Genomic DNA, 26,298 nt, shown 5'->3' on the forward strand with positions numbered 1-26,298 from the left:
ATTGACCGCCATTTTTTGGCGTAAACCTAACATTGAAATGGCGTCCTCACTGATGATACGCTTACATTAAGCTAAGACAAATTTATTGTATTGCACGTTACACTATCTCTGATTAATTCAAAACTAAAATATTGGAACAATTTAAAACTACTAGCAAGGAAAATCGCCAATACTGGGAGTGATTGAAATGAAAAATGAAGTAAATGAAAACATTCTAATACTTACGGCAACTTTTTCCTGTACAATTCGTGTCTCTGATGAAGAAATCAACATTAAAAAGCTTTCGAATGAACAGCAATATATTGAGCAAATAATTATTCATGCCGAGCAACAAGCGTACCAAGAAACGTTAGCAGAGTATAATAACCTGTCTACATTTTCAAATCTTATTTGCGATATTCCTGGATTTGAGGATACTTTTTTGCAAAAGCTCGACAATTTTATTGAGCCCTATGGAATTTTAAGAGTATCTGAAGCAAGTCTGTCTATGTTGCCTTTAATAGGTCCATTTACGTCAGGATTGAACATACATTCGCCTATAATCTATACGTCTCCAAGCTGTAGTATCATCAATGCAAGAGGCTATCGCTCTAGCACTTCCTCTAGTATAAATGCTGTAAAAATAGGCGAATCGGTCGGCTTACCTGAATATCTCAATAATTTAGAATTAGAAATGGATAGTTCCTCTTCAGGGAAATCTATTACTGTGATGGAAGTAAATTGGACACCTAAACGATCGACTACCCATTTTATAGGGGTTTCCATTAATGACAGCGGAATTTCTTTTAACATTACTGCGGCATTTAATTCATGGAATAAAGCGTCCATTAAACACTAGGTTTAGGTTTTAAGCGTCATTAAAACAGTTATGGTGGTTAACCATTGTTATCCATCCTAATTATTTAACCTAGACACATTTATATCGAGGCATAATTAATTTATTTTCGTGCGCCCACTGCTATAAATAATGGGGATGGCACAGTTGCAAATGCGCCTCCCCATCCTATCTGACTTTCTATCCGTCACTTTTGTTTCTACTTACATACTACAAAGGAGAGACGGCCTGCTATGCCTCTACGCAGAACCAAAAAAGTGCCTCAAATGAATTTTGAGACACCTCTAATTATTAACCTTTTACATAATAAACTTCTTGACCGCTTTCGATCATATAATCGGGTTTCGGTTTACCTGCACTTGCTTTATGACCAGCAACATGCTCAGGGTTCTTCTCCCAATTTTTCCATGCCTCTTCTGATTCCCAACGAATCACAATTAGCACTTCCTCATCACCACGGCGTACTTTTTTTAAGAGTACTTGCTTATCAATAAAACCTGGTTGTTGTTCAAGTAATGTTGGACCATCTTCTTTTGCACCAAAGCGCTCAATAATTTTATCCGAATGCCCTTCTGTAACGACAATACGTTTAATTTGTACAAACATATTATTCAAACGCCTTTAAAACGTCATCAATTTTTTGAGTTTCAGAAGTTAAACCACCTCCAGATAAATACCAAACTTGTGAATCTAAATAGAAGATTTTATTGTTTTTCGCAGCGTTAGTAGCCCCAACGATTTCGTTTTCAATCGCAGCTTTCGTACCAGACTCACCTTCAGGGTTTACAGCAGAGTCACGGTCAACAACAAATAAAACATCTGGATTTGTCTCACGGACATACTCGAAGCTTACATTGTCACCATGTGTTTCAGCTTTAATGTTTTCATCAGCAGCTTTTACACCATATACATCATGAATTACACCAAAACGTGAACCAGGACCATATGCAGATAATGAACCTTCAGATCCTAAAACGATTAGAGCTTTTTCATCAGATGAAGCTGTTTTAGCTTTAACTTCTTCTACTTTTGCTTCGTATTCAGCAAATGCATCAGCAGCTTCTTTTTCTTTACCAAAGATTTTACCAGCTAATTCAGTATTAGCTTTGAATGATTCCATGAAATTAGCATTATCTACACCAACATATACAGTAGGCGCAATTTTAGATAATTCTTCGTAAGCAGGAGCTTGACGACCAGAAATGAAAATAATATCTGGATTCATTGAAGATAATGCTTCAAAATCAGGCTCTTTTAAAGATCCCACATTTACATAAGTTGTATCTGAATATTTGCTTAAATAGCTAGGAACTGTTTTTTGAGGAACACCCACAACTTCGACGCCTAAAGCATCTAAAGTATCAAGGAAACCATAGTCAAATACTACAACATTCTTTGGTTGTTCTTTAAGCGTTACTTCTTCAAATGTACTCTCACCATTAGTGCTACCTGGAATAGTAATTGGGTAAGCTGAAGCTCCTTCCTTTTTCTCTTCAGCAGGCTTACTATCAGTTTTAGAATCTGCATCCTCTTTTTTTGCATCGTCCTTTGAGCCGCAAGCAGCTAATACTAATAGCATCATCGCCATTAACACAGTAAGAAACTTCCAATTTTTCATTGTAAAATTGCTCCCTTAACATTATTATTTATTATTCAGATGGATATAACCATCCGTTATTACTTCTATGAGTTAAAATACACGCAAATACGACAACCATTCTGTTCTTGAACGGGGATATCCATATCATAGATTTCCTTAAGCGCATCAGAGTTAATGATGTCGTTTGTTGGACCGTCTTTGACAACACGTCCATTTTTTAATGCGACAATATGGTCAGAGTATACGGAAGCAAAGTTAATATCGTGTAATACGATGATAACTGTTTTCCCTAGCTCATCAACCAGCTTACGCAAAATTTTCATGATTTGCACAGAGTGCTTCATGTCCAAATTATTGAGCGGCTCATCAAGCAAAATATAGTCTGTGTCCTGTGCAATAACCATTGCGATAAATGCACGTTGACGTTGACCACCTGATAATTCATCCAAATAATTGTGCTGCATATCATCTAAATTCATATATTGAATTGCCTCGTCTACCTTTTGCTCATCCTCTGGCTTTAAATTCCCCTTTGAATAAGGAAAACGGCCAAATGAAACAAGTTCACGAATTGTTAGGCGTACATTCATATAATTTGACTGCTTTAAAATCGATACACGCTTCGCAAAATCGTCCGACTTCCAATGACGTACCTCGGATTTATCGAGTAATACTTCTCCAGTATCTGCATTAAGTAAACGGCTTACCATTGAAAGCAATGTTGATTTACCTGCACCATTCGGTCCAATAAAAGACGTAATTTTCCCTGGTGCAACGTCGACACTGACATCTTGAATGACCGGTTTTTTTCCAAAATACTTGGAGATTGCTTTTACTTGGATCATCCTGCTGACCTACTTTCCTTCAATAATAAGTAGATGAAGTACACACCACCTACAAAGTTTATAATAACGCTAAGTGTTGTATCGAAATTAAAAATACGTTCGACCATCCACTGTCCACCGACTAAAGCAATAACACTCATCACACAAGAACCTGCGATTAACACAGAGTGCTTGTACGTCTTAAAAAATTGATACGATAAATTTGCCACGATTAAGCCAAAGAATGTAATAGGTCCAACAAGAGCTGTAGAAACGGCGATTAGCACCGAAGATACTATGAGCATACGCTGTACAAGCTTATCATACGGTACCCCTAGGTTAATTGCTGTATCACGACCAAGAGACATTACGTCTAATTGGTTCATGTGACGCCAACCATAAATAAAGGTAATGATTATGACAACAGCTGCAAGCCACACTAAATCCGAATTCACATTATTGAAGCTTGCAAACATTTTACTTTGTAAGCTTAAAAACTCATTCGGGTCTATTAATACTTGGAAGAACGTTGACACGCTTCCTAAAAATGTTCCGACAATCATACCGACAAGCAGCAAGAAATAAATCGGGCGTTTTCCTTCCTTGAACAATACACGATAAAAAATTAACGCAAAGACAACCATGGCTAAAACAGCTAGTAAGAAATTGTATTTGGCGTTAATGACGAATATCGACATCGAGCCAAAGAAGTAATAGATGAACGTCTGAACCAACATATATAATGCATCAAGTCCCATTACACTTGGCGTTAAAATACGGTTATGTGTAATCGTTTGGAAAACCACTGTTGAATAAGCAATCGCAATTCCCGTTAACGACATCGCAAACACTTTAATAAGGCGACGTGGAAACGCATAATGATAGTTACCATTAAGTTCATAAAATACATATAGTAAAATAGAAGCTACAGCCAACCCTAGTAAGATCAACATTTTTGTACGGTTACGCATATGCTTTCCCCCTAAACAACATAAATAGGAAGATCGCACTTCCGATGACGCCTACCGTCATACTAATTGGAATTTCATAAGGGAAAATCAGTACACGCCCTATAATGTCACATATTAATAAGAACGACATCCCGAGTAACGCTGTATGAGGCAATGTCTTAGCGAGATTATCCCCTTTGAACAAGGAAATTATATTGGGAATGATTAAACCAAGGAATGGAATCACGCCAACAGTAAGTACCACTGTCGTTGAAATAAGTGCTACTAACACTAAACCTAAATTCATAACGAATTTATAGGAGAGACCAAGGTTTTTTGCAAAATCCTCCCCCATTCCAGCCACTGTGAAGCGATTCGCATACATGTAAGCTATAATCAGCACGGGTACACTTATGTATAAAAGCTCATAACGACCTTTCATCATTAATGAGAAATCTCCTTGTAACCATGCAGAAATGTTTTGGATAATATCCGCCTTATACGCAAAGAACGTTGTAATCGACGAAAGGATATTCCCAAACATTAAGCCAATAAGCGGTATAAAAATCGCATCTTTAAACTTTATTCGATTTAATATTTGCATAAACAATAATGTGCCGGCTAAAGCAAATATGAAAGCGAAGGTAATTTTTTGAAAATATGTGACATTTGAGAAAAACATCATCGAAATTAGTATACCCAACTTAGTAGCATCTAAAGTACCTGCTGTTGTTGGTGACACGAACTTATTCCTACTTAAGCTTTGCATAATTAAACCAGCAATACTCATACCTGCACCTGCTAACAAAATTGCTACAAGTCTCGGTATACGACTAATTAAGAATAGTCTAGTTTCTTCTGATTCGAAGTCTAAAAGGTCGCTAGGTTTAATATCTACTACACCGATAAATAGTGACACAATTGACAACACTACAGTTGCTGTTAAAAGATATCTTATTTTCATTGTAATCCCCGGTAGATTCATTTTTGCTCGTAATTGACTTTTTGATGAAAACGATTATCATTACTTACGATTCTCATTATAAGCATGTTTCTATTCTCAGTCAACCTTCAATTGAGAATTGTTATCGTTTTATTCAAGAAACCATAAAAACCACGCTATAATAACGTAATTTTTGTAGTTTCTATTATTTCCGAGGTTGAATAGCTCTACATTTCCCATACATATAAAAAGGTAATTGAGAATAACATACTAATTCCTTCTCAATTACCTCATCAATTAAGCCATTTGTCGAACTCCTCTGAGCCATGCAACAACAATAAAAACTACTAAAACAAAACCGACATACCCCATTACAGCATATAACTTTGCTACAAGCGTCGTAAAACCAGCAAGGCTTGCTAAAAAACCCAAACCACCAATAAAGACAGCAGCTATTTTAAAACTAGGCCTGCTTGGTTTTAAAAATCTTACCATGAAAGAATAGAACATCCCCACTGCTGTATTATAAATCATCCCTAATAGAGAAATTGACATTAGTAGACCGACTAGAGGATGAATCTCATTTGCTAAGACTAGCATCGGTATATCTATACCAACGATTACATTCATTTTCGCAAGAAGGGAAAGGTTAATAAGCAAAATTAAAGCTCCTAGCAAAATCCCGCCAATAACGCCTCCCATCCCTGCCACTTTCTCATTGCGGATAGATCCACACATAACAGTTAATAGCGAAAAACATACACCGATATTAAAAGACATATACAGTAAGGCCATAACCCACCAACTTTTAGAGCTTGGCTGTGCTTGCCGTGCAATAACAGCTTGTTCTACAAAAGTTAAATCCATCGTAGCTAATGAATAGACCGCAATGATCGATACAATTGTTAACAGATAAGGTGTGGCAATAGCAATAATGTTTATAATGCTTTTCATATTCATCATAACTGTCGCTATTGTAAGTACAATCATGCAAATACTCCCCAGCCAAACTGGCAGTCCAAACATTTGATGAAAAGTAGCACCCGCTCCTGCAAACATGATTACTGCTACACCAAATAAGAAGAGCGACAGTAAACAATCCATCACAAAACCTACAGTATTGCCTGAAATTTGATAAATCAAATCCTTATGTGATTTCGTACGTAGCCTTGAGCTAATTTGTGCAATGCACATCCCTACTAAAGCAAATCCAATCGTAGCAATAAGTGCACCATAAATTCCATAAAAGCCATAGCTCGTAAAATATAGTACGATTTCCTGTCCTGATGCAAACCCCGCACCGACGATAATTCCTACATAGGCACCACCGATTTGCAAACTTTTTTTCAATCAGTTCTCTCCCCGTTTATCCTATTATTGGGATCATCATCAAAACGTGTGGTTGATTTCCGTTCCGACTGGGCGCTTTGTTGTTGCTGTCGTTGCACTTTCGCGCAGATAAACCATTTGCCGCTGTCGCTTCGCTTTCGCGCAGATAAACATTTGCCGCTGTCGCTTCGCTTTCGCGCAGATAAACATTTGCCGCTGTCGCACAGAGCAAAGCTTCTTGGGGGCGTCCAATGAGCCGCTTGGGCCAACAGATGTTTTTTGCGCGAAAGCGTAGTGCTAACGAAGCGGCAGCAGAGGGTTTTGTTTGTGCGAAAGCGCAGCGACAGCAACAGCACCGATGTTGGTCACGAAGGCTTTATCACAGGACGTGATGGTTTTATACTTCGTTCCTCTATCGCTTATCCCCAAGGAGTCACCCAGCCTCCACTCCAATCAACTAATTTACATAGTAGACATTTTTCCAAAAGTCATTTACAACATTTGGTGATGAACCTATTATTGATAGACCTTCTTACTGATTGTTAGCTTATCAATCACCTTCATATTAGGTGTGTATCCAATTCCGGCCGTTTGTGGCACATGAATATAACCATCTTCTACAATTACTTCAGGTGTAATGATATCCTCATACCAATAATGGCTAGAGCCGGCAGTATCTCCGGGCAATATAAAATTCGTGAGTGATGTTAATGCAATATTATGCGCTCGTCCGATTCCCGCCTCTAACATACCGCCACACCAAACAGGAATATTATTCGCTTCGCATAAATCATGAATTCTCCTAGCTTCTGTTAAACCGCCAACACGCCCTATTTTGATATTGATCACACCACAACTACCAAGCTCTATCGCTTTTCGAGCATCCTCATAGGAGGTGATGCTTTCATCTAAGCAAATAGGCGTTTTTAACTTTCTCTGCAGCTTAGCATGATCGACAATATCATCTACCGCTAATGGCTGTTCAATCATTAATAAATTAAATGCATCAAGTTGCTGCAATACATTCATATCATCCAATGTATAAGCCGAATTAGCATCTACCATTAATGGTAAATCTGGCATCTCAGCTCGAATAGCACGAATAACTTCTACATCGTGGCCAGGCTTAATTTTTACTTTTACTCGTTTATAGCCTTTATTTACATGACTTTTTAATAAATCAATTAATGCCTCTGTAGAAGATTGAATACCTACGCTCACGCCTACCTCTATTCGCTCCTTATCTCCACCTAACGCTTGAGCAAGTGATTGTTTTGTTTGCTGAGCATAAATATCCCATATAGCCCCTTCAATAGAGGCCTTCGCCATGCAATTACGACGAATAGTGGAAAACAATGTACTGACTTCATCTGGATGCCCAATCTCTTTATGTAACAAGATGGGTATCAAAAAGTCTTCAAGCATATGCCATGTTGTTTTTAATGTCTCTTCTGTATACCAAGGCGTTACAAAGGCAACAGCTTCTCCCCATCCTACATTCCCCGATTGATCTTTCGCTTCTATAAGTAAGAATTCTTTTTCATCAATTGTGCCAAAACTCGTTGAAAATGGTGCTTTCATAGGCATTTTTATATGTCGCACTGTAATCTGATCTAGTTTCACAAAAATTCACTCCTTATCCTTATTATAAAGCTAATAAGGAGCGTCTGACTAACAGATAGCTATGCACATATTCATCATGCTTCTTCATTCGAACTATCGCATAATTTTGGTCAAATAATGTCGTTAAAATAGTACGAACTTTATAACGCCAGTCCTCCGCAAGCTTAGGACTCTCTACTTTTATCTTTTGTAAAAATTGAGGAATAGGTAATAAATAGGCGTCCTTATAAAAGGATTGATCTCGCTGAAATTCACTATCAATATCGAGTACAGGTAAACCATCCACCGTCAAAGACCACGATACAATTCCTTCAGCTTCTTCTTCCAATTCGTCCAGGGAATCCTCCATCTGATCGCGTTCAATCCACCACTCTATTACAATACGATCTGAAGGTAGTCCCTCGTTAAAATCATCCTGGAGTGGACCATAATAATCATTTTCATACTGATAACTAAAAGCATTGAGCTTCAAAAATGATAAATTAGCCATCCGTGCTTCTAGCGGATCAAATAGCCATCGCACAAGTTGAAATCCATGTTCTTTTGCATATTCCTGCTGGGCATGCTTTAATAATTCACCTACACCTTGTTCACGATATGTTTTCTCCACCCCAATCATGTGTGAGTGTAAATACATCATCCCTTCACGGCAACCAACAAAACAATAATTAAAGCCAATTAGCTTTTCACCCAAATATGCCCCAAGCACAAGTCCACCATTTTGTACAACTGCTAACAATTGATGCAAGGGAATAGCCTGACTCCCCCAAATTTCCGCGTTCAAAGTTTGTACTTTCGCAATCTCTGTAGATGTCATTATTTTTTGTATGCGAACTCTTTTTAACATTATGCTGAACCCTCCTTTGTTTTCCCCGATGCCAGTGCTAACAATACTGCTCTTGTAAGGATCTCAACTCCTGTTACTAGCCTTGCCTGCTTAAATTTCATCTTTGGATGATGTAATCCTGGTGTTAACCCACAGCCTAAACCTAACATTGTAGATTTTAAATGCGGCCTTTGAACGGCATAATGATGAAAATCTTCCCCTCCTGGTGTACGTACTGGCTTTCTTAGTTTCGACAGCCCCACCGCTTGGACAATTGCCTGTTCCATAATATTTTGAGCAGTTAGGTCTACCTCAGCTGCTACTACATTTGCTACAGTACGTAATTCAATCTGTACCTTATACAAAAGCTTAGCGGAGTCAATGACTCGCTTTACTCCTTGGACAAGGGCATCCATCACATCATTTTTTTGAGCGCGAATATCAATGGTGAACGATGCATTACCAGGAATAATATTGCCAGCGTCTCCTCCAGCTTGGAATTTTGTCATCTTAATTGATACTGGAACCATTGGATCTGTATGAATCGTTCTTAAATCTTCGATAATAGTCGCCCCTACCTCAATCGCATTTACGCCGAGATGCGGTCTTGCAGCATGGGCATCTTCTCCAATAATTTCTCCTTCGAGCAATCGAGAGGCTCCATGATACAACGCAGCACAATATGTACCATCTTCAAGCTCATGGACAGGTCTTACATGAACACCAAATAAAAAGTCTAAATCATCAATGATTCCTTCTTTTAAAACAGCTAAAGCACCTGTCCCTTTTTCTTCAGCTGGTTGAAAAATAACACGAATTGTACCGTTGAATGATGGAGCAAGCTCTTTCAAAAGTAATAGCGCACCAATTGCCATCGTCATATGACCATCATGCCCACAGGAGTGATTCGCCCGAAATTCGCCATCTACCTCCTGCCATAGCGCGTCAATGTCCGTACGCAAACCAACTTTAGGCTCACCATTTCCCACATCAACATAAAGCCCTGTAATGTTTTTAAAGCGCACCGGCGAAAAACCTTCACGTGTTAGTAAATCAAAAATATAATTTGTGGTTTCTACCTCATGCCAGCTTATTTCCGCATTCGCGTGTAAATACGTGAAAATCTCCATTAATCTCGGCCTCAAACGATCCAAAGCTTCCTTCACAGCGCCAACCCCCCTGAATTTTCGTACTATTAAGATTATTATAACTAAAATAAAATCTTTTCTACAAACTTATACCCACATTCAGCAAATCTATTACACGATAAAATCAATCACTTTCAGATTGTGATAAATTGATCACATCTATAAAGCTGGATTCATTTCCGTTCCGACTCAGCTCTATCGTAAAGCGTCCGATGAGCTGCTTGGAGCAACACGCGGGGTTTGTGCGAAAGCGTAGCGGCGGCAACAGATGGTGGTTGGGGCGAAAGCGTAGCGGCGGCAACAGATGGCGGTTGGGGCGAAGCGTAGCGGCGGCAACAGATGGCGGTTGGGGCGAAGCGTAGCGGCGGCAACAGATGGCGGTTGGGGCGAAACGTAGCGGTGGCAACAGATGGCGGTTGGGGCGAAGCGTAGCGGCGGCAACAGATGGCGGTTGGGGCGAAGCGTAGCGGTGGCAACAGATGGCGGTTGGGGCGAAGCGTAGCGGCGGCAACAGATGGCGGTTGGGGCGAAGCGTAGCGGCGGCAACAGATGGCGGTTGGGGCGAAGCGTAGCGGTGGCAACAGATGGCGGTTGGGGCGAAGCGTAGCGGCGGCAACAGATGGCGGTTGGGGCGAAGCGTAGCGGTGGCAACAGATGGCGGTTGGGGCGAAGCGTAGCGGCGGCAACAGATGGCGGTTGGGGCGAAGCGTAGCGGCGGCAACAGATGGTGGTTGGGGCGAAAGCGTAGCGGTGGCAACGCGATGTTGGTCACGAAGGTATTATCACTGGACGTGATGCTTTATGATGTTCTATTTAATAGTTAATCCGTCACTTTGGCTCTTCTTTCCGTCGCTCTGAGTTCTATCCGTCACCTTAGCTCTTCTTTCCGTCGCTTCAATGGTTCTATCCGTCACCTCGGCTCTTCTTTCCGTCGCTCTGAGTTCTATCCGTCACTTTGGCTCTTCTTTCCGTCGCTTCGATAGTTCTATCCGTCACCTTAGCTCTTCTTTCCGTCGCTTCAATGGTTCTATCCGTCACCTTAGCTCTTCTTTCCGTCGCTTCAATAGTTCTATCCGTCACCTTAGCTCTTCTTTCCGTCGCTCTGAGTTCTTTCCGTCACTTTGGCTCTTCTTTCCGTCGCTTCAATGGTTCTATCCGTCACCTCGGCTCTTCTTTCCGTCGCTCTGAGTTCTATCCGTCACCTTGGCTTTTCTTTCCGTCGCTTCAATGGCTCTATCCGTCACCTTAGCTCTTCTTTCCGTCACTTTAGCTCTTCTATTCTCCACTCCAACTCTTCTAAATGTTTCATGCCCCTTAATACAAAAAAGGTGCAAGTACAGTTATTTGAATAACTGTACTCACACCTTTTAATTAGTTAATACCTCGCATAGCTTTTGAAATGATAGGCGAAAGTAATAATATTATAATCCCTAAAACAATAGATAAGAAACCTAAGAAGCCGAAGTAAGTGAATTCGCTTACCGCTTCATAAACCTTAACAAGCTGTGCGTTAATAGCTTGCGCTGCGGCACTTGTTAAAAACCAAAGTGACATTGTTTGTGCAGCAAAAGCCTTTGGAGCCAATTTTGTAGTGGCTGATAACCCTACTGGAGATAATAATAGCTCCCCAACTACAACTAAGAAGAATGACAGTACTAACCACCATGGACTTACTAAAGTTTCTCCACCTGATAAATATGCTGGAATCATCATAACTAAGAATGATAATCCTGCGAAAAATAACGAAAATGCAAATTTACGTGGTGTAGATGGTTGTTTATCACCCAATTTTAACCATAACATTGCAAATAATGGCGCCAACGTAATGACGAATAATGGGTTTAATGATTGGAACCATGAAGATTGAAGCTGGAAGCCGCCAATATTCAACTGTGTACGTGAATCAGCATACGTAGCTAAAATTGTAGCGCCCTGCTCTTGGATTGCCCAAAACATCACTGCTGATAAAAACAACGGAATATATGCAAGTAGACGAGACTTCTCATCTTTTGTTGTTTTTTCACTGCGATACATAACAATAAAGAACACTGTTGGAATGATAATCCCAAGAGCTGTAATAATTAAACTAAAAACATCCACTGTCAATACACCAGTTTTAATGCCAATACCACCTACGATGATGATCAGTAAAGCAGCAATTGCGAATCGTGTAAAGACTTTTTTTCGCTCTTCAGGCTTTAATGGATTGTTTACTTGTAAGCCTGCTACACCTAGATATTTTTTCTCTGTTAATTTATATACAATTAAACCAATTAACATCCCTAACCCTGCTACACCGAAGCCAAGGTGGAAACTATACTTTTGTCCAATTGTTCCGACAATAAATGGTGCAATGAATGCTCCCATATTAATACCCATATAGAAAATTGAAAAACCTGCATCACGACGATTATCAGCTTCAGCATAAATATCTCCAACAACGCTAGAAACATTCGGTTTTAATAAGCCTGTCCCGATGACAATAAAGGCCATTGAAGCAAATAACATGCCCACACCACCAGGTAACGCTAGCAGTAAATGACCAATCATAATGAACACGCCACCATAGAAGATAGTTCTACGTGTACCTAACAGTCGATCGGCAATCCAGCCACCAATTATTCCCGACATGTAAACAAGTGAGCCGTAGATGGCCATAATGGAGTTCGCTGTTCCACGATCCAGACCTAGACCGCCTTCATTCAATTCATAATACATAAAGAAAATCAGAATTGCTCGCATACCGTAGTATGAGAATCGTTCCCAAAATTCTGTGAAAAATAATGTAAAGAGCCCTTTAGGGTGTCCGACAAAGCCATTTTGAGGGACGGATTTTACAATTTCATCTTTAGTAGACATAAAAATATCCTCTCCCAATTTCATTATTTAATAAAAATATTATTACCCATTGATAAGGATAAAAAACTTTGTTTTATCATACTAAAGTGTTTTAAAAACTTTTTCAAGAGTTTTAAAAAATGTTGAAAATTTATCACTTTTCTATAAATTCTGAACGTTTTTCCTGCAATTATACCAAAACCATTGATATTCCTAAGTTTCTTTACTCCTTGATACCCACTAAATTACAAACCTCACATAAAATTATTCTAAAATACATTATAGTCAGATTTTTCGTTATTTTAACAAACAAGCTAGGATTATCTAAAATTTCATGCACCGCGACATAAAACTGCTTTCACGACGACGCATTTTAACAAAAAAAAGCATGCTAGAAGCGAAGTACCTCTGGCATACTTTTAGATCAATGATGTAGTTGATTATTTAATTACATATTGCTGATATTTTGCATAATCCGCTTCTTTTACCTCTAGTGTTAGTAACGTACCATTTTCTTCATATGCTGTTTCATAGACAGAGGCATGTTCATTTAAATAAGATACAATATTCCCCTGTTCATACGGAATAAGCATTTTACATGTTATATAATCAGAGAAAATATGCTGACGTATCATTTGCAGTAATTCCTCTAATCCAATCCCTTGCTTCGCTGAGATCCAAATATTATCACCGCTGACAACAGGGTATGGGACGTTTGCTATATCAGCTTTATTATATACATAAATTGTCGGAATCCCCTCAACACCGACCGCTTTAAGCGTTTCATTTGTTACTTCCATCATAAAGCCATGCTCAGAATTAGAAACATCCACAACATGTAGTAATAAGTCGGCATCACGAGCTTCTTCTAATGTTGAGCGAAACGCCTTTACTAGATGGTGTGGTAGTTTGCTGACGAAACCAACTGTATCTGTTAATAAGAATGTCTTTTTATCTGGCAATTCTATTTGACGGACAGATGTTTCAAGTGTGGCAAAAAGCATATCCTTTTCAAACACTTGTTTATGATCTTCTTGCCCTATCTTAGCAAGTAGCTGATTCATAATAGTTGACTTACCAGCATTCGTATAACCAACAATGGAAACGACAGGGATAGCGTTTTTGCGTCGTTGCTTACGCTGCGTCTCTCGTTGTTCCTTTACATGCTCTAGCTCCTTCCTAATTTTCGCAATCTGATCCTCAATTTTCCGACGGTCTAGTTCTAGTTTTGTCTCACCAGCACCACGGTTTTTAAAGCCACCACCTGTGCCACCACCTTGACGGCTGAGCGACGCATGCAAGCCGACTAATCGCGGTAGCATATATTGCAATTGAGCTAACTCGACCTGCATCTGTGCTTCACGTGTTTTAGCACGACGTCCAAAAATATCCAAAATCAACATTGTTCTATCAATAACCTTCGTCTCTAAATCACGCTCTAAATTACGGATTTGTGAAGGTGATAATTCATCATTAAAAATCACTAAATTCGCTTGTGCTTCATCATAAAAGTTTTTTATTTCTTCAATTTTACCAGTACCAACATAATGAGATGGCGTAATGCGCTCTAAATTTTGCGTGATAATGCCAGCAACTTCAACATTTAAAGCTTCAGCTAAATTTTTCAGCTCCTCCATCGAATAATCAAAATGCTCATCATTCCGTAAATTTACGCCAACCAAAATGGCTTTTTCCAATAAAATATCTACTTCTTTAATTCTATCCATCCACAAACCTCCCACTAATACCTTAGTACTACTACGACAAATTTTCTCCATCTTACCATATAATGCACAAATCCATGTCGTTTAAAAGCTAACTCTTGCTTTTACTAACGTTCATACCTAAAAATGCGCCCTCCTATGCAAAAGGCGCATTCTCATTCATTTACTACTACCGTTCTTCTTTTAGTAATACTTCAGTACGATTGAATTCATCTTCAATATCCTTATTCGGTTTATAAGTTACAATGCTGACAACTACTGCAACGATTAAGCATACTACGAAACCTGGAACAATCTCATATAAGGCATCTGATAAAACGTCAATTTTCCCCCAGATGAAAGCTGTCGCAGCCCCTGTCACCATCCCACTGAGTGCTCCGTAATTCGTTAATTTTCTCCAATATAGTGACAGCAATATTACAGGACCAAATGCCGCACCGAAGCCTGCCCAAGCGAAGCCCACTAAATTTAAAATAGAACTGTCTGGATTCCATGCTAAAATCGCTGCGACAATAGCTACAACTAAAACAGCGACACGGCCAATAAAGACATAATGCTTATCGTCCGCTGTTTTATTAAACAACGCTTTGTAAATGTCTTCTACAAGCGCTGACGAAGTAACAATTAATTGTGATGAAATGGTACTCATTACTGCGGCTAATATAGCAGCTAGCATGATGCCTGCAATAAATGGATGGAATAATATTTGACCAAGCACAATAAATACTGTCTCAGCGTCCTTTAACTCACCTGCATTTTGCTCAAAATACGCCACACCTACCAATGCTGTGGCAAGTGCCCCGAATAGGCTTAACATCATCCAGCCAATACCGATACGACGAGCCTGCTTTGTTTCTTTTACTGAGCTAATGGCCATAAAGCGTACGATAATATGTGGTTGTCCAAAATAACCTAGTCCCCATGCAAGTGATGAAATAACGACTGCCGCTGTTACAGTGGATGGTAATAAGCTCAAATGTTCAGGATCCACTATTTTAATAGAGTCTATTGTGTCTCCAATTCCACCTGTTAAAAATAATCCGAATAACGGTACAGTAATAAGCGCTAAAAACATAATTAGACCTTGTAAAAAGTCTGTATAACTTACTGCTAAAAATCCTCCAAATAATGTATATGCCACAACAACCCCAGATACAATTAGTAAGCCTGTGTGATAGTCATATCCAAAGGAACTATCGAAAAATTTGCCTCCCGCTACCATTCCTGAAGAAACATAAAATGTAAAAAAGATTAAAATAATAATACCTGACGCAATTCTTATTAACTTTGTATTGTCACGTAAACGATTGTCTAAATAACTCGGAATGGTAATTGAGTCATTAGAAACTTGTGTATATACACGTAACCTTGGTGCTACCAATAACCAATTCAAATAAGCGCCAATTGTTAAACCAATGGCAATCCAAGCCTCAACAAGTCCATTTAAATAGATTGCACCTGGTAAACCCATTAACAACCAGCCAGACATATCTGCCGCACCTGCGCTCAACGCTGTGACAGCAGGACCTAGCGAACGCCCACCAAGCATGTAATCCGTTAAATTCGATGTTTTAATAAATGCATACCAACCGATCCCTAGCATAGCGACCATATAAATAATAATCGCAAGTAATTGATACATGTTTGCTGACATATTTCTCCCCCTCTTTCCCAGTTAGTCTTCTTTAGTAAAAACCTTATAATAAAAATACCATAAATATGGCTCAGCACCATAACGTGTAATTGATTTCCATTCCGACTGGGCGCTTTGTTGCTGCCGCTACGTAGCGGCAGCAGCAGGATGTTGGTCACGAAGGCGTTATCACAGGACGTGATGCTCTTAGCATTCGTTCCTTTATCGCTGATCCCCAAGGAGTCGCCCAGTCTCCATTCCAATCAACTTATACACAATACATATATCTTAACAAATGTCATCCACAACTTTGGGTGAAGATTAACAAATAGACAATTTAACCTATAATCATTCAGAAAACTAATTCCGAAATGTAAAGTAACATTGTACTGCATAAAATGTGATAAACTAGTGCCATCTATTACACGATAAAGAAGGCGAAATGTATGACATTTGAAGAAATGAAAGCCCAGCTTATGGAGCTAATTTTACAACAGCAGCTCGTTACTGCTACAATCAGTCAACCCCGTATGAAATCAAACGAAGTAAAACGCATCAAACTAAAGCCTCTGTTGCTTAAGGATGTTTATCATATACAAATTGAATACCAATTTGAACGTATTTTAAAACACGAAAACATTCTATTAGAAGATTTCCCTGCGAAGCTAGAAGCCATTTTGAACGATTACCGTCAAGCACATATTGATTTTATGGATGAAAAAGTACATGTACAACTATCAAAAAAGAACAAAGTACTATGGAAATCTGATAAATCCTCGGCTCCAAAGGAAGTAAACTTAGCACATAATCGTAAGAAAAACTATTTACTAACTGAGGATAAACCATACCCCTTTTTAATTCGTCTTGGGGTGCAAACAGAAGAAGGAAAAATAAAAAAACAAAAATACGATAAATTTAAACAAATTAACCGCTTCATCGAATTTATAGATGATGCATTAACATATTTACCAAAGGATCGTCAGGTTCGTATTTTAGATTTCGGCTCAGGTAAATCCTATTTAACATTCGCCCTATACCATTATTTAAAAGTTGAAAAAGGCCTAGATATCCGTGTCACTGGCTTAGATTTAAAGAAAGAAGTCATTGAAGAATGTTCACGAATTGCACAGGATTTAGGCTATGAGCAACTCGAATTTCAAGTAGGAGATATTAATGATTATAATGATGAGTCTGCTGTGGACATGGTGGTGACGCTTCACGCCTGTGATGTTGCTACAGATATGGCATTAGCTCGCGCTGTAAAATGGGGAGCGAGTGTTATTTTAAGTGTTCCTTGTTGCCAACATGAGCTAAATCGCCAACTTAACACACCAGCACTTGATATCATGCTTCAGCACGGCCTAGTACGGGAACGTTTCGCAGCGCTCGCAACCGACGCAATCCGAGCAGAAATTTTATCACTTGTTGGCTACGAGGCTCAATTACTGGAATTTATTGATATGGAAAATACACCGAAAAACATTCTCATCCGAGCATATCGTACAGGCAAAAAGCCAAGCTTAGAACAACGTGCTAACTATGATGCATTTTTAAAGTTACTAAATGCTACACCATTTTTAGCAAAAGAGTTACAAGAGTACTTGTAACCTATTCACGAATATTTGTGATCGAAGTGAGCGTATTTGTCTTCTTGCTGCTCGTATTTCTAAATTTTGTTCAATCAAATGGAAAGGGCAGTCCAAAACATCTGGACCGCCCTTTCAAATTATAGTTCTTGTCGTAACGCTTGGATTACGTCAATTTTAGTGGCCTTACGCGCTGGGCGATAGCCTGAAATCATCGCTACACCAATACTAATCGCTGATGCAATGATAACAAGCTGCCACGGAATTAATGAAAATATAATATCACTTTTACTAAAAGCATCTTCACCTGTTGCTGCTTCAAGAATTAAAGGCAATGCAGCATTTGCCACAAAGCTAATGACATACGAGATTGCTACAGCTATCAAAGTACCCACAATACCGATGAAGGTGCTTTCCATTAAGAACAATCGTTGAATAAGCTTCGGACTTGCCCCGATTGCCTTTAAAACACCGATTTCACGAGTACGCTCTGTAACTGCCATTGTCATAGTATTGAAAATACCAATTGATGCGATTAATACAGCAATTGTTCCTACAAATATTAAACCGATTTTTAACACTAGGAAAAATACATTCATTTGATCCAGTTCTTCAGTAACCGAGTATACGCTATAACCTTTATCTTTTAGTTTGTCTAATATCGGCTTAACATTTTCCATACTATCAGCAAAAATATTAAACTCCGAATAAAACATTTCATCCTCTTTAACATCACCTGCTACTAAATTTGCAGCTAGCACAGGCTTTTGCTCTACATCCACATAAATTGAGTTATTTATCATCCAATCATTAGAAGGCTTCTCCATCACACCGACAATTGTATATTTCATCTTCTCTGTCTCTTCTACAGTACCCGTATTAGGAACTAAAGACATTTCAATCTCTTTACCGATTAAAGATTCCTTATACCCTTCTTCATTGCCATCATAATACGTGCCTTCCACTTCAGCTTTTTTATTTTTTTCAACAATAATATTGCGCTCAGCATCATTTAATAATGTTTGAGCAAAATGATAACCTACAATGATTTCGTTTGGCTTTGATGGATACTTCCCTTCCGCAAGCTTGCCATTCACTTGCTCAAAATTCTGCATATTAGTAACGTACAAATTAGAGTTTGTATCACGTCCCTCAAAAAATGAGTGTGCTGACGCATTGACAGTAATCGTTTCGAGCACCGTTTCCACATGCTCTATACCTTTTATTTCATGTATTTCATCTTCAGTAAATTGTTTATCGCCAAACACTTGAATTTTCGTAACTTTTTCATTTGATAGTATTTCATTGCGTAATGAATCTTGAAGCCCAAATCCGACTGATGCAAGGACAATTAAAAATGCACAGCCCATTGTTGCTGCTAACACAGTCATAAAAACGCGTACTTTATTTTTCTTTATATGCTGTGTTACAAAATCTAATTGATCTTTAAATAACATGCTATGCTTCCTCCTTCACAAGCTCACCATCGTACATACGGAAATGTCGATGTGCTATTGTCGCTACTTCCTCGTCGTGAGTAATAATGACAAATGTTAAACCAAGCTCACGGTTTAAACTTTGAATAAGCAACAATATATCTTGCTCTGTTTCTGAATCAAGACTTCCTGTCGGCTCATCCGCCAACAAAATAGGTGGATTTGTAATCAGAGCTCTGGCAATACTAACACGCTGTTGCTGACCACCTGATAATTCATTTGGATAATGGTCTGCCACCTCCGTTAGACCCACCTTGTCCATTATTTTTTTCACCTTTGCTTTACGCACAGCTTTCTTAGTACCCTGTAATTTTAATGGCAGTTCTATATTTTCAAACGCCGTTAAGCCAGGCATCAGTTGAAAGTTTTGAAAGATAAATCCGAACTGTTGCAAGCGAAAAGCTGCACTCTCTGCTTCCGTGAGATTAGCTATTTCCTTTCCGTTGATCTTAATAGACCCTTGTTCAGACTTCATAAATCCAGCTAACGTTTGTAATAAAGTTGATTTTCCAGAGCCACTTTTACCAACAATTGCGACAATCTCCCCTTTTTTCACCTCGAAGTTGACACCTTTTAATACCGGAACCTGTTTTTCCTTGCCTTTTTTTCCTATTAAAAATGTATGTTGTAAGTTCTCGACTTGAATCATTGTCAAATAAACGCCCCTTCCTCATGCTTTCTCCATTGTAGTCAAGACTTCTTAATAAAGTTGAAGAATAAAAATGAAGATATTCTTAAGAAAAAGGGAAAACTTTTAGCAAAGCGACATCTTTACATTTCCTTTACAATTCGACTGAAAATTTTTCTGGAATATTATGTACAGATAGTATAATTTGTGTATTAAACAGCAGGTATGAATCTTTAAAAATACTATTTTTAAAGTGTTTATCTGTATTAATAAAAACAAATACAGTGATACTTTTATTATTTTGTGAACAAATTGTATATTACAGGATTGTAAATTTTTTTGTAGAATCGAAGAATTTTATGTAGATAATTTAAAGATTTTGTTATGATAGTAAAGTTTAGAGGCCAATTTAATTATATCCAGGAGGATTCGATTTACATGCTTAACTCAAAAAAACAAGACCCTTTCTTTATAGCTTTGCATAAAATTGCTGAGAATATGAGAGAGGCCGTACATTACGCAAATGATTTTCGTATTAACAGTGTAGCTGACCTAAAAGAGATTAGCATTACTATGAAAAATTACGAAACAGCTGGTGATAAACTTATTCATGAACTGATCGTGATGCTAAACAAATCATTTATGACACCTATCGAACGCGAAGATATTCTCGAATTTGCTATTCGTATGGACGATGTATTAGATGGTACAGAGCATTGTATCGCTCATTTTGAAATGTTTTCCCTAACAGAAGTTGATGAATCAATGCGTATTTTCTTAGGCTATATTTCAAAAAGTGCTGACGAAATTGTTAAAGCAACAGAAGAGTTAAAGAAAAAGAATCTTATTGGCATGCGCCCACACGCAATTCTTATTAAAGACTACGAGCGTGAATGTGATGAAGTACAACGTTCATCTATTAAAAAATTATTTGTAAATGAAAAAGATCCAATTCGACTTATTAAATATAAAGATATATATGAGCAACTTGAAGATATCGCTGATCATTGCCAAAACGTTGCAAATACAATGGAAACAATTATCATGCGTAATGCGTAATTAGGAGATGGGCACTTACAATGAACACAATCATTATTCTAACCGTACTGGTCGTTATCTTTGCCCTAACATTTGACTTTATCAATGGCTTCCACGATACAGCAAATGCTATCGCAACTTCAGTTTCCACTAGAGCATTGAAACCTCGTGTAGCTATCCTGCTGGCTGCAACGATGAACTTTATCGGAGCGATTACCTTCGTCGGAGTTGCAAAGGCTCTAACAAAAGACATTGTAGATCCATTCGCTTTAAATGCCTTTCCAGGAGACACGACAGGCTCAGTCGTTATTTTAGCAGCATTAATTTCAGCTATTGTTTGGAACTTACTAACATGGTATTTCGGTATTCCATCAAGTTCTTCTCACACTCTGATTGGATCCATTGCTGGTGCAGCAGTTGCATCTTCCGGCTTCGGAGTTCTAAACTATAGCGGTTTTACTAAAATCATTATGGCACTAGTGCTATCTCCAATCCTTGCGATTTGCGCTGGCTTTATTATGATGACACTATTTAAATTATTGTTTAAAAACTTGAATTTATATCGTACGAACAAAGGTTTCCGTACAATGCAAATTTTCACTGCTGCCATTCAATCTTTTACACATGGTACAAACGATGCACAAAAAGCAATGGGAATTATGACGATGGCATTAATCGCCGCTGGTTTGCATACAGGAGATGAAATTCCTTTTTGGGTACGAGCATCAGCAGCAACTGCAATGGGGCTTGGTACCTCTATCGGTGGCTATAAGATTATTAAAACAGTCGGCGGTAAAATCATGAAAATCCGTCCTGTAAATGGGGTAGCAGCAGATTTAGCTTCTGCTTCAGTTATCTTTGGTGCTACATTAATTCACCTGCCAGTATCCACAACACACGTTATTTCTTCCTCTATCATGGGTGTCGGCTCGGCACAACGTGTTCGTGGTGTAAACTGGGGAATGGCACGTAAAATCGTAACTACTTGGATTATTACAATGCCAATTTCAGCCGTTATGGCAGCTGTTATTTACTTCTTGTTAGCTTTATTCTTTTAACTTCTTTCCTGAAAGAAGTTAAAGCCGATTCCGGACGAAATTATGCCAAGGCATAATTGATTTTGATCGCATACTAAGACTCCTGTTCCTTATCGGACAGGAGTTTTTACATTATCACACGACAAAATGTGACACATCCTTTACACTATTTATAAGGAGGATCGTACACTACTATGAAAACTTTTTCAGCCTTTATTACAGCTCACGCAAAAGCTATCGTGGCAATATGGTTCGTCATTTTTATAGCGATGTCTATGTTTGCCATACAACTTCCAAGCAAGCTTCAAGGAGACGGCTTTTTTGTTGAAGGAGATCATACCTACGTCACAAATGAGCTGGCAGAAACATTTGATTTGCCTTCTGATACAATCTTAGTCGTATTTGATCCGGCCGAGGATAAGAAAATTCAAGATACTTTAAAAAAGTTAGAAAAAGTAAAGGAGATTCATTCAATCCAGTCACCGCTTGATGATCCTTCTTTACAAAAGAATGGTATAGCCTATGCAATGGTTCATATTAAAAATGATGTTAACAATCTACCTGATGTAGTGAAGGACATCCGTTCTTTAATAGAGGATGACGGAGTGAGCATTACAGGTGGGCCTGTTATTTCAGAGGACATTAATACAGCCAGTCAAAAGGATTTGGCGTCAGCGGAAGCAATTGGCTTACCAATCGCCATCATAGTGCTATTACTAGCTTTTGGTACTGTTGTAGCCTCAATCTTACCGATCATTATTGGTGTTGTCACTGTTGTAACTGCGTTCGGAATTTTAACACTGCTTAGCGGTAATGTGAATTTATCGATTTTTGTGTTAAATATAGTACCTATGCTTGGACTAGCATTAAGCATTGATTTCGCCTTATTGTTTATTAACCGATATCGCGAAGAACGTGCCCATACATCCATTGTACAAGCTATTCAAACCGCTATACAGACAGCTGGCCGTTCTATCATCTTTTCTGCTGTTTGCGTCATGATCGGTTTAGGTGCCATGATTGTCATTGACGTCGAAATATTTCACAATATCGCTTTAGGAGGCACCATTGTTGTATTACTTGCCGTACTTTCTGGCTTAACCTTGCTTCCTGCTACTATGACACTATTAGGGGACCGCCTAAATAAATGGCGATTATTACGTGTAAAGCCTGGTGGCGCAAATCGTTGGCGTGGCTTTGCAGGTTTTGTTATGAAACATCCAGTTACCATCGTTATTGTAGCATTATTATTACTAGGTATTGGTATGATTCCATTGAAGGATATTAAACTTACCATTCCTCAGGTGGATTCATTACCGACAAAATATGAGGCACGTGCAGCGTATGATAAATTAGATGAAACGTTCGGACTTGGTGATACCTCAACTTTATATTTACTAGCAGAACGTAAGGAAGGCTGGGAAGATAGTGAGGCCCGAGAGCTTATTTACACTATTCAAGAAAAGCTACTCGATGACCCACTGGTAAATGATGTCGCAACCATTTATACGACTGCGAACATTAAGTCACCCGAGGAACTAACTGCTTCTTTGGAAATTCCACAAGTGGCAGAACAATTAAAACCAATTCAAGATACGTTTTCTAAGGGCAATCAACTCTTTATCCCAATTACATTGGATGCAGCTGGTTCATCAACTACCGCTCAAAAATTCGCTCGAACTTGGAAAGATCAAGATTTAGGTGTCAATTTTGCACTCGGCGGTCCTGCGAAATTCAACCAAGAAATTTTTGATGAAATCTCTAGTAAAATTCTCTTGGCCGTATCCATTATTATCATATCAACATTCTTTATTTTAATGCTCGCTTTCCGTTCGATTTTAATCCCACTGAAAGCGATTATTATGAATATCATTGGACTTTCATCAGCCTTCGGTATTCTCGTCTATATTTTCCAATACGGACATTTGGGATTTGAAGCTGGAACGATTGTACTCATAATTCCAGTCATTGTATTCTGTCTTGTATTCGGCTTAAGTATGGACTATGAAGTCTTTTTAATATCACGTATTCAAGAGGAATATCAAAAAGGTGCGGATAATACACGCGCTACGATTGAGGGTCTAACCTCTACAAGTCGTATCATTACATCAGCAGCGCTTATTATGATTGTCATAACAGGGGCATTCGCTTTCACAGATGTGATGCCAGTGAAGCAAATTGGTGTTGGTATAGCCATTGCAGTCGCCATCGATGCAACTATTATTCGTCTAATGCTCGTACCAAGTCTTATGAAGCTCCTCGGGGATTGGAATTGGTGGCTACCCTTTGCGAAGAAACAGAAATAAAAACTTTTGATAAAAAAATCCGCTTCCTTTATGGGCTTCACTCACACAAAGGTTGCGGATTTTTCTTATTTTGAATAAATACGGTCGTACCATTCTTTTGCTGCTTCTACCTCAGGCATCGTTAGCTGATGACCATAATGAAACCATTTCGTCGTCACCTCTGCCCCTGCCGCCGTTAAAAGCGCCTGTAAGTCTTCCGATTCCTGTGCAGAACACATTGGATCATTCGTTCCAGCACCAATAAAAACAGGGATTGAAGAAAGTACAGGCAACTCAATACCACGTCTAGGCACCATTGGATGATGCAGTATTGCGCCTGTTAGAGCATCCTCAAAATGGAATAATAGGCTAGCAGCAATATTTGCACCATTTGAATAGCCAATAGCTACAACTCGATTACGATCAAAGCCATACTGCTGCGCTGCCTCTAATAGAAAGTCATTTAATTCCTTCGTACGGAAAATTAAATCCTCTAGATCAAAAACACCCTCCGCCAATCGACGGAAAAAGCGTGGCATGCCATTTTCAAGCACATTTCCACGCACACTTAAAATGCTTGCCGTATCATCAATTTCCTTTGCAAGACCAATTAAGCTTTGTTCATTTCCACCTGTACCATGTAACAGTAAAAGAATCGGCTTTGTTTCATCTGTTCCTTTATGAAAAACGTGCTGCATTGACAGTCCACCTCTCGATTATCTTGAATTCGAGATAATTGTAGCCTGTGGCAAAATTAAATTCAAGCTCTTGGACTTATTAATTTCTCGATTTTCACGATTTGGCTGTTCCACATTGTTTTTATAAAAGTTTTTTATCGAAAATACTGAAATTAAACATACAGCTATAACAGAAACAATCACTATTCCCACTATTTTTTTCCCATTCATTTGTTATGATCCCCCGGGTTACTTATTTCTTTTTACGAAAGCCCTCTTCTAGTAAATATTCTTTCGCAGCATCATGTGTACCAAAGGCTTCCTCTAAATTTTCGCCATGATAAACATTCCATGAACGTTGCTCAAAGGCTAGCTTTAATTGAACACCTTCACGACTTTGCCATATCTCTTCAATTGGCTCTTGCTCTTCTTCTTCCGATAAATATTGAATGGCATCTTCAATAATCTCACGAAGCTGTTGTTCATTGTAGTCACGAATATTTACGAGCCCTTTATCGTTTGCTTCTTCCTCATAGCGCAATAAATCACCAACAAAGACAAAGCCGTTGCCATTTGGATGTAGCTTTTCTACAACAATGGTCTTCTCATAAAGGCTATCCATCAAGTGATAATTTAAGCGTTTTAATGAAATCTCCTTCTTTGTAAGTTCAGGAAATGACTCAATAATAGTTTGTTTTTGTTCAAATGTTAGCATATAAAAATGCTCCTTTTCTATTCAATCTACCTTACAGTATAACTTATTTTTCCTGTTAGTTTGAAGTAAAATAAGCAGTTCTAAAAGTGAAAATAGTGGCTTCTTGTCCATAGTGTGTGGTTGATTTCCGTTCCAACAGGGCGCTTTCCTGGGGGCGTCCGATGAGCCGCTTCGCTTCGCTGCAGGGTCTCATCTGTGACGCTGATCCCCAAGGAGTCGCCCTGTTTCCACTCCAATCAACTTATATACATGAGATTTGTTTTTTAAAAAATTTTATTCTCAATTTTTAATAATGAGGCAAAAATAGTATTTTTATGCGGGAAGATACTAATTATTTTCTGATATAAAGATAAAAATCCGCGTATGCCTCTGCGGGGAAAGCCAGAGAACGAGACCAGACCCACCATGGAGTTAGCGAAACTATGTTGTGCGACGAAGCGTGATTAGACGCAGCGTCAGGAGCACAGCACTTTGGCTCGTACCTTGCCCGCAGGAGGCGAAGCGGATTTTACCATTTACAATTATGCTAGAATTCTTATGAAGTGCTTTCTCAGACATCCTCC

28 protein-coding genes are annotated in these 26,298 nt (G+C 38.7%); 10 read left to right on the forward strand and 18 right to left on the reverse strand.

Features of this window, described 5'->3' with window-relative positions; translation table 11 throughout:
• Positions 1 to 187 precede the first annotated feature (187 nt).
• Positions 188 to 838, forward strand: coding sequence for a hypothetical protein (locus AB9L17_RS22955; RefSeq protein ID WP_223553969.1), 651 nt, complete (start codon positions 188 to 190; stop codon positions 836 to 838).
• Positions 839 to 1,126: 288 nt separating this feature from the next.
• Here AB9L17_RS22955 and AB9L17_RS22960 read toward each other — a convergent pair whose 3' ends face one another.
• From AB9L17_RS22960 to AB9L17_RS22990, 7 genes are all read right to left on the reverse strand, one after another.
• A complete protein-coding gene (locus tag AB9L17_RS22960; RefSeq protein ID WP_068984912.1) occupies positions 1,127 to 1,441 on the reverse strand; it encodes an antibiotic biosynthesis monooxygenase family protein in 315 nt (104 codons plus the stop codon).
• A gap of 1 nt (position 1,442) precedes the next feature.
• On the reverse strand, positions 1,443 to 2,453 hold the full coding sequence (locus AB9L17_RS22965; RefSeq protein ID WP_375199826.1) for a siderophore ABC transporter substrate-binding protein: 1,011 nt from the start codon (positions 2,451 to 2,453) through the stop codon (positions 1,443 to 1,445).
• Between the two features lie 65 nt (positions 2,454 to 2,518).
• Positions 2,519 to 3,280 carry an ABC transporter ATP-binding protein gene (locus AB9L17_RS22970; protein WP_068984914.1) on the reverse strand — a complete coding sequence of 254 codons (762 nt, stop codon included), beginning with the start codon at positions 3,278 to 3,280 and terminating at the stop codon, positions 2,519 to 2,521.
• Positions 3,277 to 4,230, reverse strand: a complete 954-nt coding sequence (locus AB9L17_RS22975) for an iron chelate uptake ABC transporter family permease subunit (RefSeq protein ID WP_068984915.1) — start codon at positions 4,228 to 4,230, stop codon at positions 3,277 to 3,279. The genes AB9L17_RS22970 and AB9L17_RS22975 overlap by 4 nt, the downstream gene beginning before the upstream one ends.
• Positions 4,223 to 5,173 carry an ABC transporter permease gene (locus AB9L17_RS22980; RefSeq protein WP_068984916.1) on the reverse strand — a complete coding sequence of 317 codons (951 nt, stop codon included), beginning with the start codon at positions 5,171 to 5,173 and terminating at the stop codon, positions 4,223 to 4,225. Before AB9L17_RS22980 ends, AB9L17_RS22975 begins: the two co-directional genes overlap by 8 nt.
• A gap of 276 nt (positions 5,174 to 5,449) precedes the next feature.
• Positions 5,450 to 6,502: a hypothetical protein gene (locus AB9L17_RS22985; RefSeq protein WP_375199827.1), complete on the reverse strand. Its 1,053-nt coding sequence runs from the start codon at positions 6,500 to 6,502 to the stop codon at positions 5,450 to 5,452.
• A gap of 39 nt (positions 6,503 to 6,541) precedes the next feature.
• Positions 6,542 to 6,706, reverse strand: coding sequence for a hypothetical protein (locus AB9L17_RS22990; RefSeq protein WP_223553971.1), 165 nt, complete (start codon positions 6,704 to 6,706; stop codon positions 6,542 to 6,544).
• A gap of 26 nt (positions 6,707 to 6,732) precedes the next feature.
• Between AB9L17_RS22990 and AB9L17_RS22995 the strand changes: the two genes are divergently transcribed.
• A complete protein-coding gene (locus tag AB9L17_RS22995; RefSeq protein WP_223553973.1) occupies positions 6,733 to 6,873 on the forward strand; it encodes a hypothetical protein in 141 nt (46 codons plus the stop codon).
• Positions 6,874 to 6,997: 124 nt separating this feature from the next.
• Here AB9L17_RS22995 and menC read toward each other — a convergent pair whose 3' ends face one another.
• The 3 genes from menC to AB9L17_RS23010 are packed head-to-tail and all read right to left on the reverse strand — an operon-like array spanning position 6,998 to position 10,096.
• On the reverse strand, positions 6,998 to 8,104 hold the full coding sequence (gene menC / locus AB9L17_RS23000; protein WP_223553974.1) for an o-succinylbenzoate synthase: 1,107 nt from the start codon (positions 8,102 to 8,104) through the stop codon (positions 6,998 to 7,000).
• A 22-nt stretch (positions 8,105 to 8,126) separates the two neighbouring features.
• Positions 8,127 to 8,951, reverse strand: a complete 825-nt coding sequence (locus tag AB9L17_RS23005) for a GNAT family N-acetyltransferase (protein WP_068984919.1) — start codon at positions 8,949 to 8,951, stop codon at positions 8,127 to 8,129.
• Positions 8,951 to 10,096, reverse strand: coding sequence for a M20 peptidase aminoacylase family protein (locus AB9L17_RS23010; protein ID WP_223553976.1), 1,146 nt, complete (start codon positions 10,094 to 10,096; stop codon positions 8,951 to 8,953). The genes AB9L17_RS23005 and AB9L17_RS23010 overlap by 1 nt, the downstream gene beginning before the upstream one ends.
• A 131-nt stretch (positions 10,097 to 10,227) precedes the next feature.
• Between AB9L17_RS23010 and AB9L17_RS23015 the strand changes: the two genes are divergently transcribed.
• From AB9L17_RS23015 to AB9L17_RS23030, 4 genes are all read left to right on the forward strand, one after another.
• Positions 10,228 to 10,440, forward strand: coding sequence for a hypothetical protein (locus AB9L17_RS23015; protein WP_223553977.1), 213 nt, complete (start codon positions 10,228 to 10,230; stop codon positions 10,438 to 10,440).
• A 292-nt stretch (positions 10,441 to 10,732) separates the two neighbouring features.
• The gene (locus AB9L17_RS23020) at positions 10,733 to 10,873 is read left to right on the forward strand and encodes a hypothetical protein (protein WP_223553979.1); all 141 of its coding nucleotides are present in this window, start codon (positions 10,733 to 10,735) and stop codon (positions 10,871 to 10,873) included.
• Positions 10,874 to 10,911: 38 nt separating this feature from the next.
• Positions 10,912 to 11,061 carry a hypothetical protein gene (locus AB9L17_RS23025; RefSeq protein WP_223553981.1) on the forward strand — a complete coding sequence of 50 codons (150 nt, stop codon included), beginning with the start codon at positions 10,912 to 10,914 and terminating at the stop codon, positions 11,059 to 11,061.
• Positions 11,034 to 11,327 carry a hypothetical protein gene (locus AB9L17_RS23030; protein WP_223553982.1) on the forward strand — a complete coding sequence of 98 codons (294 nt, stop codon included), beginning with the start codon at positions 11,034 to 11,036 and terminating at the stop codon, positions 11,325 to 11,327. Before AB9L17_RS23025 ends, AB9L17_RS23030 begins: the two co-directional genes overlap by 28 nt.
• A gap of 122 nt (positions 11,328 to 11,449) precedes the next feature.
• Here the strand turns inward: AB9L17_RS23030 and AB9L17_RS23035 are convergent, their stop codons facing one another.
• From AB9L17_RS23035 to putP, 3 genes are all read right to left on the reverse strand, one after another.
• A complete protein-coding gene (locus tag AB9L17_RS23035; protein WP_068984921.1) occupies positions 11,450 to 12,937 on the reverse strand; it encodes a peptide MFS transporter in 1,488 nt (495 codons plus the stop codon).
• A gap of 419 nt (positions 12,938 to 13,356) precedes the next feature.
• A complete protein-coding gene (hflX, locus tag AB9L17_RS23040; protein WP_223553984.1) occupies positions 13,357 to 14,643 on the reverse strand; it encodes a GTPase HflX in 1,287 nt (428 codons plus the stop codon).
• A 166-nt stretch (positions 14,644 to 14,809) separates the two neighbouring features.
• Positions 14,810 to 16,294, reverse strand: a complete 1,485-nt coding sequence (gene putP, locus AB9L17_RS23045; RefSeq protein WP_223553985.1) for a sodium/proline symporter PutP — start codon at positions 16,292 to 16,294, stop codon at positions 14,810 to 14,812.
• A 425-nt stretch (positions 16,295 to 16,719) separates the two neighbouring features.
• Between putP and AB9L17_RS23050 the strand changes: the two genes are divergently transcribed.
• The gene (locus AB9L17_RS23050; RefSeq protein ID WP_375199828.1) at positions 16,720 to 17,880 is read left to right on the forward strand and encodes a class I SAM-dependent methyltransferase; all 1,161 of its coding nucleotides are present in this window, start codon (positions 16,720 to 16,722) and stop codon (positions 17,878 to 17,880) included.
• Positions 17,881 to 17,999: 119 nt separating this feature from the next.
• Here the strand turns inward: AB9L17_RS23050 and AB9L17_RS23055 are convergent, their stop codons facing one another.
• Positions 18,000 to 19,316 carry an ABC transporter permease gene (locus AB9L17_RS23055; protein ID WP_068984925.1) on the reverse strand — a complete coding sequence of 439 codons (1,317 nt, stop codon included), beginning with the start codon at positions 19,314 to 19,316 and terminating at the stop codon, positions 18,000 to 18,002.
• Between the two features lies 1 nt (position 19,317).
• Positions 19,318 to 20,004, reverse strand: coding sequence for an ABC transporter ATP-binding protein (locus AB9L17_RS23060; RefSeq protein WP_223554060.1), 687 nt, complete (start codon positions 20,002 to 20,004; stop codon positions 19,318 to 19,320).
• A gap of 417 nt (positions 20,005 to 20,421) precedes the next feature.
• Here AB9L17_RS23060 and AB9L17_RS23065 point away from each other — a divergent pair, with 417 nt between their 5' ends.
• From AB9L17_RS23065 to AB9L17_RS23075, 3 genes are all read left to right on the forward strand, one after another.
• Positions 20,422 to 21,042 (forward strand): DUF47 domain-containing protein, encoded by a 621-nt coding sequence (locus tag AB9L17_RS23065; RefSeq protein ID WP_068984926.1) that lies wholly within the window; start codon positions 20,422 to 20,424, stop codon positions 21,040 to 21,042.
• Positions 21,043 to 21,062: 20 nt separating this feature from the next.
• Entirely contained in the window at positions 21,063 to 22,079 is a 1,017-nt protein-coding gene (locus AB9L17_RS23070) for an inorganic phosphate transporter (protein WP_068984927.1), read from the forward strand.
• A gap of 173 nt (positions 22,080 to 22,252) precedes the next feature.
• On the forward strand, positions 22,253 to 24,364 hold the full coding sequence (locus AB9L17_RS23075; protein ID WP_223553988.1) for an MMPL family transporter: 2,112 nt from the start codon (positions 22,253 to 22,255) through the stop codon (positions 24,362 to 24,364).
• 65 nt (positions 24,365 to 24,429) lie between these two features.
• Here AB9L17_RS23075 and AB9L17_RS23080 read toward each other — a convergent pair whose 3' ends face one another.
• From AB9L17_RS23080 to AB9L17_RS23090, 3 genes are all read right to left on the reverse strand, one after another.
• Positions 24,430 to 25,041: an alpha/beta hydrolase gene (locus AB9L17_RS23080; protein WP_068984929.1), complete on the reverse strand. Its 612-nt coding sequence runs from the start codon at positions 25,039 to 25,041 to the stop codon at positions 24,430 to 24,432.
• Between the two features lie 232 nt (positions 25,042 to 25,273).
• Positions 25,274 to 25,735, reverse strand: coding sequence for a hypothetical protein (locus tag AB9L17_RS23085; RefSeq protein ID WP_068984931.1), 462 nt, complete (start codon positions 25,733 to 25,735; stop codon positions 25,274 to 25,276).
• A gap of 80 nt (positions 25,736 to 25,815) precedes the next feature.
• Positions 25,816 to 25,947 carry a hypothetical protein gene (locus AB9L17_RS23090; RefSeq protein WP_263297466.1) on the reverse strand — a complete coding sequence of 44 codons (132 nt, stop codon included), beginning with the start codon at positions 25,945 to 25,947 and terminating at the stop codon, positions 25,816 to 25,818.
• Positions 25,948 to 26,298: the final 351 nt, after the last annotated feature.

The sequence above is a fragment of the Lysinibacillus sp. RS11 genome, from assembly GCF_042019215.1.
In the GTDB taxonomy this organism is placed as follows: domain Bacteria; phylum Bacillota; class Bacilli; order Bacillales_A; family Planococcaceae; genus Lysinibacillus; species Lysinibacillus xylanilyticus_A.

What these genes read in the sequence shown, in the direction of transcription:
- AB9L17_RS23005 (WP_068984919.1), bottom strand. Translation starts at nt 8,951, where the DNA reads ATGTTAAAAAGAGTTCGCATACAAAAAATAATGACATCTACAGAGATT.
- AB9L17_RS23020 (WP_223553979.1), top strand. Translation starts at nt 10,733, where the DNA reads ATGGCGGTTGGGGCGAAGCGTAGCGGCGGCAACAGATGGCGGTTGGGG.
- AB9L17_RS23050 (WP_375199828.1), top strand. Translation starts at nt 16,720, where the DNA reads ATGACATTTGAAGAAATGAAAGCCCAGCTTATGGAGCTAATTTTACAA.
- AB9L17_RS22960 (WP_068984912.1), bottom strand. Translation starts at nt 1,441, where the DNA reads ATGTTTGTACAAATTAAACGTATTGTCGTTACAGAAGGGCATTCGGAT.
- AB9L17_RS22980 (WP_068984916.1), bottom strand. Translation starts at nt 5,173, where the DNA reads ATGAAAATAAGATATCTTTTAACAGCAACTGTAGTGTTGTCAATTGTG.
- AB9L17_RS23080 (WP_068984929.1), bottom strand. Translation starts at nt 25,041, where the DNA reads ATGCAGCACGTTTTTCATAAAGGAACAGATGAAACAAAGCCGATTCTT.
- AB9L17_RS23055 (WP_068984925.1), bottom strand. Translation starts at nt 19,316, where the DNA reads ATGTTATTTAAAGATCAATTAGATTTTGTAACACAGCATATAAAGAAA.
- AB9L17_RS23070 (WP_068984927.1), top strand. Translation starts at nt 21,063, where the DNA reads ATGAACACAATCATTATTCTAACCGTACTGGTCGTTATCTTTGCCCTA.
- putP (WP_223553985.1), bottom strand. Translation starts at nt 16,294, where the DNA reads ATGTCAGCAAACATGTATCAATTACTTGCGATTATTATTTATATGGTC.
- AB9L17_RS23035 (WP_068984921.1), bottom strand. Translation starts at nt 12,937, where the DNA reads ATGTCTACTAAAGATGAAATTGTAAAATCCGTCCCTCAAAATGGCTTT.
- AB9L17_RS22965 (WP_375199826.1), bottom strand. Translation starts at nt 2,453, where the DNA reads ATGAAAAATTGGAAGTTTCTTACTGTGTTAATGGCGATGATGCTATTA.
- AB9L17_RS22995 (WP_223553973.1), top strand. Translation starts at nt 6,733, where the DNA reads ATGAGCCGCTTGGGCCAACAGATGTTTTTTGCGCGAAAGCGTAGTGCT.
- AB9L17_RS22970 (WP_068984914.1), bottom strand. Translation starts at nt 3,280, where the DNA reads ATGATCCAAGTAAAAGCAATCTCCAAGTATTTTGGAAAAAAACCGGTC.
- AB9L17_RS22955 (WP_223553969.1), top strand. Translation starts at nt 188, where the DNA reads ATGAAAAATGAAGTAAATGAAAACATTCTAATACTTACGGCAACTTTT.
- AB9L17_RS23085 (WP_068984931.1), bottom strand. Translation starts at nt 25,735, where the DNA reads ATGCTAACATTTGAACAAAAACAAACTATTATTGAGTCATTTCCTGAA.
- AB9L17_RS22975 (WP_068984915.1), bottom strand. Translation starts at nt 4,230, where the DNA reads ATGCGTAACCGTACAAAAATGTTGATCTTACTAGGGTTGGCTGTAGCT.
- AB9L17_RS23065 (WP_068984926.1), top strand. Translation starts at nt 20,422, where the DNA reads ATGCTTAACTCAAAAAAACAAGACCCTTTCTTTATAGCTTTGCATAAA.
- AB9L17_RS23060 (WP_223554060.1), bottom strand. Translation starts at nt 20,004, where the DNA reads ATGATTCAAGTCGAGAACTTACAACATACATTTTTAATAGGAAAAAAA.
- AB9L17_RS23075 (WP_223553988.1), top strand. Translation starts at nt 22,253, where the DNA reads ATGAAAACTTTTTCAGCCTTTATTACAGCTCACGCAAAAGCTATCGTG.
- hflX (WP_223553984.1), bottom strand. Translation starts at nt 14,643, where the DNA reads ATGGATAGAATTAAAGAAGTAGATATTTTATTGGAAAAAGCCATTTTG.